Origin of the sequence: Stenotrophomonas maltophilia, assembly GCF_003970865.1 — a bacterium.
GTDB classification, from domain to species: Bacteria; Pseudomonadota; Gammaproteobacteria; order Xanthomonadales; family Xanthomonadaceae; genus Stenotrophomonas; species Stenotrophomonas maltophilia_AR.
In genome coordinates, this window is sequence record NZ_RXLZ01000108.1 from 1 (window position 1) to 7,917 (window position 7,917).

The window sequence follows — 7,917 nt, forward strand, 5'->3', positions numbered from 1 at the left end:
GACTGGCTTGCCTGCTCCACCGCACCACGCTTGAACTCGGCGCTGAACTTCCTTCGCTTCGACATGAACACTCCTCATGGCCTGAATCGGCCTTCTTGTAAGTGTCCGTGAAAACGGGGGTGAACCCGTTTCCGCTCCCAGCCAGAAGCGCACATGGCGATCCGAGTCAGCCCGCCCCGATAAGGACTAACGCCGCCGGCTACCAGGTCGACGCGAAGCTCGAACCTGCTCCGGACCTGCGACGCTGGGCGGCCGTCCACGTGGCGGGCCTTCTAATTCATCTGGCCGGGCACGTCGCCAGCCTTGGCCTGGAGCAAAAAGGGCATCCAGAACTGTGGTGGAAATGGCGTCCTGAAGTGACGACATGCCATCGCGATCACCACCCAGGGCCCTTGCTTTACCGCAGAGAGCGCATCCAAGCTGACGATGGCCTTGGACTCAGCCTTCTTTATGTCTGCTCGCAGCAGGTCGCCAATCTGTTCGGGGAAACTAAGAAGCGCCTCCGTCGTGCCGCTTTCGTACTGCGCCGGCAGCCGGTAGATCACCGACTCGGTGAGGTCATCGGCGTACCAGAGCTGCAGGCAGACCCCCTCGAAAGCCGAGTTATAGCGGTCGCGCAGGCAATGGTAGACCTCATCGTGACCCATGATGAGGCTCCAGTACATGAGTGTTGGCACCAGAGTACTTAGATGGCGCAGTTTCTCCACTTGGTCCTCGGAGAGTTCGCCCACCTCCATCGCTACCAAGTCATCGAACGCGTCGGTCGCAACGGGAAAGTGCTGCTTGACCTTGAACGCGAACGACACGCGGGAAGCCAGATCGTCTAGCCATTGCTTCGCCGCCTCATGCTTGTCCGTGAGGTGGAGCAGCAAGAAGGCCAGGGATAGTTCGATTGCATTGCCATCGTAACGAGGCGAGCCAGAGGAGGCATTGTTCTTGATTGCGGCGATCAACGTATCTGCGACCCCATCTGCGTTGGCTGCAGCCAAGGCCGCCGCCACTTCATTGCCTTCCACCAGCGCCATCTCGGCATGGTGTTGCTGCATGAGACCTATCTCAGCCAATATTCCGATCTGCTCGAATACCTTGTCTGTTACCAACGCATTCTCGCCAGTGAAACCGGACAGCCCATCCCTTGCCCAAAAGAAGGGCTTAAGCTTGTCGAAGTAGGCCGCACAGATGCGATGGTGTATCTGATAGATGTCGCGGAAAGCTGAGATGGCAGGGCGATACTTGAAGACGTCCCGAACCCGGATCGCCTCCCACGCCCAAAGGCAGCAACGCTCACCCATCTTGAACGCGTTCAGCAGGTTGCCCTCCTCATCTGCCCAGCGGAAAACTACTTCCAACACCAATGCCACGGTCTTCATTTGACGAACGAATAACCTTCGACGGGTATTGCTTAGTACCGGGGCCCCGTCGTGACTGTCGATCAGCAATGCCTGGGCGATTTTGTACGCGTGTCGCAGGTCATAATCCCTTGAACCAATCAAAGCAATGGCTCGACGAAGGTCTGCCCGTTGTGACGGATCGATCGCATACTCGTCCAGCAAGTGCGCATCGATCATGTCCGCCAGGTCGTCACCAGACCAGAACTCGAACCTCAGGTTCGAGGTGGTGTGTCCGTTGATGTAACCCGTGTAGTCCTGCTGTACTTCCTGCTTAAGCTCGCCGGTGGAGCAGATAACTACCCTGACCGGCAGTGTTTGATGCTCCTCGCGCACCGAGGTGTGTAGATAGGAGTCCTGAATCTGATTCAACGTTGCACGAACCGCATTGACACCGCCATCCCAGTCCCGACGTCCCAGATCGCCAACCTTAAGCACGAACAGATAGAGCGTCTTGATGCCGTTCTTGTCCTTGCCGACGGCCGCTATGTCCACTCCATTCTGGCGCACACCCACCTGTGCGCGACTAATCGGAATGAGCTTCATGCGTGCGAGCAGATCCGGAAGCAGTCGGTCCAGCTCCCCCGATTCGCGAAGCTGGCTCAGGAACTCCTTAATGATGAGCTTCATGCCTGGCCATCCTTCAGCTTGCCCAAGATGAACTGGCGGCGCTGCATATCGCTGCCGACTTTATCAATCGACTCGCTACGTGGCACCGCAACTGAGTGCGATGCCGACATCATCGGCGTCGTACCTCCCACCTCGCCATCTCGCATGAAGAACATGGAACGTCCGGCTTTAAGCGGAATAGACGTGGCGACCTTTCGGAAGAAAGAATCCTTACTTGCTTCTTCGAAGGCCTCATTCATCAATCGCGCCCGCTCCTTCTCAAACCGAATCTTTTGCTCGGATGAAGGCCTCAGCTCTTCAACCAGTGGCAGTGCCTTCAGCGGTTCGTAGTATGCGCTCATCGCTTCAAGGATCTGCTGAGCCAATCGAGTCTGCGCATCCTCCGCGCCCGTCGCTACCAACGGCTCCAGATGTTCCCTCGTCGCGACGGGATAGTCGTATCCTATGTGCCGGAACATGACTTCAAAGACAAGCGCAAACACTCTTGCCTCGGCATCGCGCGTGCGTGTCATCGACCAAGCCAGTGAGACTCGTTGATGATCACGCACGACATTTGCCAAAGTTCGCCGCGCCAGATGCAGCAAGCCGCCCGCGCTGAGCGTATCCAGAGCGGATACCGAGAAAGCGGTACCCCGTACCTCACTCAGGCTCAGCTCATCTAAAATCTTCCGAGCCATCCTTTGGTAACCGATGGCGTCGGCCATCAGCCATGCGACCAGCAGGTCTCCCAGCGCTTCGCCGTCACTTACGATCTGCGCGAACAGTTGAGGGAACTCTCCAGGCACTGACGGCGCTCGTTCTGCATTGGTGCGAGCCCATGTCTCCAGCCAAGCTAGCACTCTGGATTTGTTCCTTGAGCTGTACTCCTTGGCCAGGATGTGGTCGATTCCATGTCCCGCACCACTCTCTTGCACTCCCTTACCCGCAAGTAGATCTATCTTGTCCAGACACCAAGACTGCGCTCTGAGCTCATTCGGGCCATAAGCGAGATGATCTCCGATTATCTGTACAACATCGATACCCTCCAGCGCTGCTATTTCGTCGATCAGTGTGTGCCGATCGGGTGCGGTGCCCACCAAGTAGAGGCCCGCTCGCGCAGCCGTGTTACGCAAAGCGCCGTCGCCAGCCTGCAGCTTGTCCCGAATCACCCCCACCGCACGATCAATCTCGGTCGCATCGATGTCGCTCCAATCAATGAAACCCAACGTTTCTAACGCCGGTAGTGCGACCAAAGGATCCGGCGTACCCACCAAGGCGTGCACACGTGCCAGCCACGACTCCCTGTCATTCTGGACCCCGACAATAAAACTGGTACGCAACAGCGGCGCCAACGTCAAATGAGGCGCCGCAAGGCATCCCTCGAGCACGTGCTCGATTTCCGCCGGGTGACGCTTCATCCAATCTTCTATCGCAGGCGCCAAGAATCCCCTTGCTTCTAGGAGGAGTACCATCATCAAGACATTGGGAATGTCGAGTGCATCCAACAACGGGATGACGTCTGCAACGACCCTGCCGATTCTGTACGGATGTCCATTGCCGTCACCCACGGCGTCGATTGCAAGCTGCGCCACATCAACGATGCCGTTGTTGTGGAGCCGCGCAAGCGCAACGGCAGGAAGTTTGTCGCCGCGTCCCGCGCCCGAGGCCGCCTGACACAGAAAAAGGCCTTCGAACAACTCGGCGGGTGCTTGTAGCTTTGGCTCAATGACAACTACCTGGAGGTACTGTAACGCGCGAGCCTTGGCTCTCTCAGGGTCAACAAAGAATGGCGTACCGTCCATCATCTGGCACTCACTGACCATATCCTCTGGCGTCAGCCCTATATCGTCTAGCTTTATAGACTCGGGTTTTGTCAGACACAGCCACGCGAGCTGATCCAGCTTGGCTTCTTTATCGTCCATGGCCTATCACCCCTGTTCTCTTAGCTTAAAGATAGCTCAAATTTCACATTCAACTGCGCTCAGGCTCCGCTGCCGAAATTCTTGGATGTACCTACGTATATCTTGTTTGATGTATTAGTCGCTCAATGCGACGCCCCCCCCTGAGTAGTGGGCGGGTTTAGAGTCCAGTGCTGATGCTATCTATGCTGCCAATCAACTGCGCAGACTACTGGCGGGGGTCAGCCCGTCAAGTGCTCGTTTAGGCCTTTCTTCTTTGTAGTCATGCCGCCAGCTTTGGACACTGGTCCTGGCATGGAGCAACGCTGGGAACCAATGCTCGTTCGGAAATATATCGCGTAGCCGCCCGTTGAAGGACTCAACGTAAGCGTTTTGGTCCTGCGACGCACCTGCAGTCCCGCTTCCTGATACAGGCGATCCAAACGCTCGCAATGGGAACGTCTGAGTAAGCTCCGCGTACAAAAAAGGGCGCCTCTCGGCGCCCTCATCCTTTCAACTCATTCCCACTCAATGGTCGCCGGCGGCTTCCCCGAGATGTCATAAACAACCCGTGACACCCCCCGCAACTCATTGATGATCCGGTTGCTCACCGTCCCCAGGAACTCATACGGCAGATGCGCCCAATGCGCCGTCATGAAGTCAATCGTCTCCACCGCACGCAGCGCAATCACCCACTCATAAGCCCGCGCATCGCCCACCACGCCCACCGACTTCACCGGCAGGAACACGGCAAACGCCTGGCTGGTCTTGTCGTACAGGTCCGCCTTGCGCAGCTCGTCGATGAAGATGGCATCAGCCTTGGCCAGCAGCTCGGCGTATTCGCGCTTCACTTCACCCAGGATACGCACGCCCAGGCCCGGGCCCGGGAACGGATGGCGGTAGACCATGGTGCGCGGCAGGCCCAGCTCAACGCCAAGGCGGCGCACTTCGTCCTTGAACAGCTCGCGCAGCGGCTCCACCAGGCCCAGCTTCATGTGCTCCGGCAGGCCGCCCACGTTGTGGTGGCTCTTGATCACATGCGCCTTGCCGGTCTTGCTGCCGGCCGACTCGATCACGTCCGGGTAGATGGTGCCCTGCGCCAGCCACTTGGCGTTCTTCAGCTTGTTCGACTCTTCGTCGAAGATCTCAACGAACAGGTTGCCGATGATCTTGCGCTTGGCTTCCGGGTCGCTCACGCCTTCCAGCGCGGCGAAGTAACGGTCGGCGGCGTTCACACGAACGACCTTTACGCCCATGTGCTCGGCGAACATCGCCATCACCTGGTCGCCTTCCTGCCAGCGCAGCAGGCCGGTATCCACGAACACGCAGGTCAGCTTTTCGCCGATGGCCTTGTGCAGCAGCGCGGCCACCACGGACGAATCGACGCCGCCGGACAGGCCCAGGATCACTTCGTCATCGCCCACCTGTTCGCGCACACGGGCGATCTGGTCGTCGATGATGTTGGCCGCGGTCCACAGGGTCTGGCAGCCGCACACGTCCACCACGAAGCGGCGCAGCAGCGCCTGGCCCTGCAGGGTGTGGGTCACTTCCGGGTGGAACTGCACGCCGTACCAGCGCTTTTCTTCGTTGGCCATGGCGGCCACCGGAATGCGGTCGGTGGTGGCGGTGATGGTGAAGCCCGGCGGTGCAACGGAGACGTGGTCGCCGTGGCTCATCCAGACATTCAGCTTCGGCTCGCCGCCGTGGTCGCTCAGGCCCTTGAACAGCGCATCCGGGTTGATCACGTTTACTTCGGCGTGGCCGAACTCGCGCTGGTCCGCCGCTTCGGTGGCACCGCCCAGCTGCGCGGCCAGGGTCTGCATGCCGTAGCAGATGCCGAAGATCGGCAGGCCGCTGTCGAACACTTCCTGCGGTGCGGCCGGGGCACCCGGCAGCGTGGTCGATTCCGGGCCACCGGACAGGATGATGCCCTTGGCGCCGAACGCGGCGATCTCGGCCGGGTTGTGGTCCCACGCCCAGATTTCGCAGTAGACGCCCAGCTCGCGGATGCGGCGGGCGATCAGCTGCGTGTACTGCGCGCCGAAATCGAGGATGAGGATCTTGTCGTTATGGATGTTGGTCATGGCGCCCCGGCAATGCAGTAGGGAAAACGAAAATCTGAAAGAGAAAATGCGGCGGCAGATAGAGAAAGAGGAACGGGAAGTGCTTCCCCGTTCCTCTTTGCTCGGCCCGCGTCAGGCGCGGTAGTTCGGCGGCTCTTTGGTGATCGTCACGTCGTGGACGTGGCTCTCACGCTGGCCGGCGCCGCTGATCTTCACGAACTTGGGCTTGCTGCGCATGTCTTCGATGGTGGCGCAGCCCACGTAGCCCATGGTGGCGCGCAGGCCGCCCATCAGCTGGTGGATGATGCCGCCCACCGGGCCGCGGTACGGCACGCGGCCTTCGATGCCTTCCGGCACCAGCTTGTCGGCGGTGGCGGCGTCCTGGAAGTAGCGGTCCTTCGACCCCTTCTCCATGGCAGCCAGCGAACCCATGCCGCGGTAGCTCTTGTACGAACGGCCCTGGTACAGCTCGGTCTCGCCCGGCGATTCTTCGGTACCGGCCAGCAGGCCGCCGACCATGATGGTCGAGGCACCGGCGGCCAGCGCCTTGCCGATGTCGCCCGAGTAGCGGATGCCACCGTCGGCGATCAGCGGGATGCGGTCCTGCAGGGCTTCGGCCACCAGATCGATCGCGGTGACCTGCGGCACGCCGACGCCGGCGACGACGCGCGTGGTGCAGATCGAGCCCGGGCCGATGCCGACCTTGACCGCGTCCGCGCCGCTGTCCAGCAGCGCCAGTGCGGCTTCGCCGGTGCAGATGTTGCCGCCGATGACCTGCACGTGCGGGAAGTTCTTCTTGACCCAGCTGACGCGGTCCAGCACGCCCTGCGAGTGGCCGTGCGCGGTATCGACCACGATCACGTCCACACCGGCGGCGACCAGCGCTTCCACGCGGCGATCGGTATCGCCACCCACGCCGACGGCAGCGCCGACCAGCAGGCGGGTCGACAGATCCTTGGCAGCGTTCGGGAAGTCGGTGTTCTTCTGGATGTCCTTGACGGTGATCAGGCCGCGCAGGGCGAAATCATCGTTGACCACCAGCACCTTTTCGATGCGGTTGCGGTGCAGCAGCTGCAGCACTTCGTCGCTGGCGGCGCCTTCCTTCACCGTGACCAGGCGATCCTTCTTGGTCATGATGTGGCGGACCGGATCGTCCAGCTCGGTCTCGAAGCGCATGTCGCGGTGGGTCACGATGCCGGCCAGCAGGCCGTCGCTACCCACCACCGGCACGCCGGAGATGTTGTGCGCCTGGGTCAGGGCCAGCACGTCGCGGATGGTGGTTTCCGGGCCGACGGTGATCGGGTCGCGGATGACACCGGCCTCGAACTTCTTGACCTTGGCCACTTCCGCGGCCTGCTGTTCCAGGCTGAGATTCTTGTGGATGATGCCCATGCCGCCGAGCTGTGCCATGGCGATGGCCAGGCGGGCTTCGGTGACGGTATCCATGGCTGCGGACAGGATCGGAAGCTTCAGCTTCAGGTCGCGAGTCAACCGCGTTTCGAGGTTGACGTCCTTGGGCAGGATGGTCGAGTGGGCGGGGACGAGCGAGACGTCGTCGTAAGTGAGTGCTTCAGCCTGGATGCGCAGCATCGGCATACCCGAGATGTGGGGAAGCGCGACATTTTACCCCTTTTTCGCGCCGTGTGGCAGGGGGTAGATGCGACGCAGTGTCGCGCGGGCGGTGATTGGTTCAGGGGGCCCGGCTACCGCTTTGGTGGGTGCCAACCTTGGTTGGCACAAACAGCCAGAGGCCTTCACCCCATCTGGAGCCCGGATGCCGGACAGATCGTGCCAACCAAGGTTGGCACCCACCAACAGCGGGCAATGCCGCCAGCCGCACCGCCCTGGAACCGTCTTTGGTAGGTGCCAACCTTGGTTGGCACAAACAGCCAGAGGCCTTCACCCCATCTGGGGCCCAGGTGCCGGACGGATCGTGCCAACCAAGGTTGGCACCCACCA

4 protein-coding genes and 1 pseudogene are annotated in these 7,917 nt (G+C 60.6%); all 5 read right to left on the reverse strand.

The window, feature by feature from the left end:
- Window positions 1-272 precede the first annotated feature (272 nt).
- Window positions 273-2,018: a hypothetical protein gene (locus EKL94_RS21545; RefSeq protein WP_126930581.1), complete on the reverse strand. Its 1,746-nt coding sequence runs from the start codon at window positions 2,016-2,018 to the stop codon at window positions 273-275.
- Window positions 2,015-3,919: a hypothetical protein gene (locus EKL94_RS21550; RefSeq protein ID WP_126930582.1), complete on the reverse strand. Its 1,905-nt coding sequence runs from the start codon at window positions 3,917-3,919 to the stop codon at window positions 2,015-2,017. Before EKL94_RS21550 ends, EKL94_RS21545 begins: the two co-directional genes overlap by 4 nt.
- Before the next feature lie 157 nt (window positions 3,920-4,076).
- Window positions 4,077-4,294 (reverse strand): annotated as a pseudogene (locus EKL94_RS21555) (integrase core domain-containing protein); the annotation flags it as partial.
- A 119-nt stretch (window positions 4,295-4,413) separates the two neighbouring features.
- Window positions 4,414-5,979: a glutamine-hydrolyzing GMP synthase gene (guaA, locus tag EKL94_RS21560; RefSeq protein WP_005413109.1), complete on the reverse strand. Its 1,566-nt coding sequence runs from the start codon at window positions 5,977-5,979 to the stop codon at window positions 4,414-4,416.
- Between the two features lie 111 nt (window positions 5,980-6,090).
- A complete protein-coding gene (guaB, locus tag EKL94_RS21565; protein WP_126930583.1) occupies window positions 6,091-7,548 on the reverse strand; it encodes an IMP dehydrogenase in 1,458 nt (485 codons plus the stop codon).
- Window positions 7,549-7,917: the final 369 nt, after the last annotated feature.

Excerpts from the sequence above, each read along its gene's own strand:
- EKL94_RS21545 (WP_126930581.1), bottom strand. The coding sequence starts at position 2,018 with ATGAAGCTCATCATTAAGGAGTTCCTGAGCCAGCTTCGCGAATCGGGG.
- EKL94_RS21550 (WP_126930582.1), bottom strand. The coding sequence starts at position 3,919 with ATGGACGATAAAGAAGCCAAGCTGGATCAGCTCGCGTGGCTGTGTCTG.
- guaA (WP_005413109.1), bottom strand. The coding sequence starts at position 5,979 with ATGACCAACATCCATAACGACAAGATCCTCATCCTCGATTTCGGCGCG.
- guaB (WP_126930583.1), bottom strand. The coding sequence starts at position 7,548 with ATGCTGCGCATCCAGGCTGAAGCACTCACTTACGACGACGTCTCGCTC.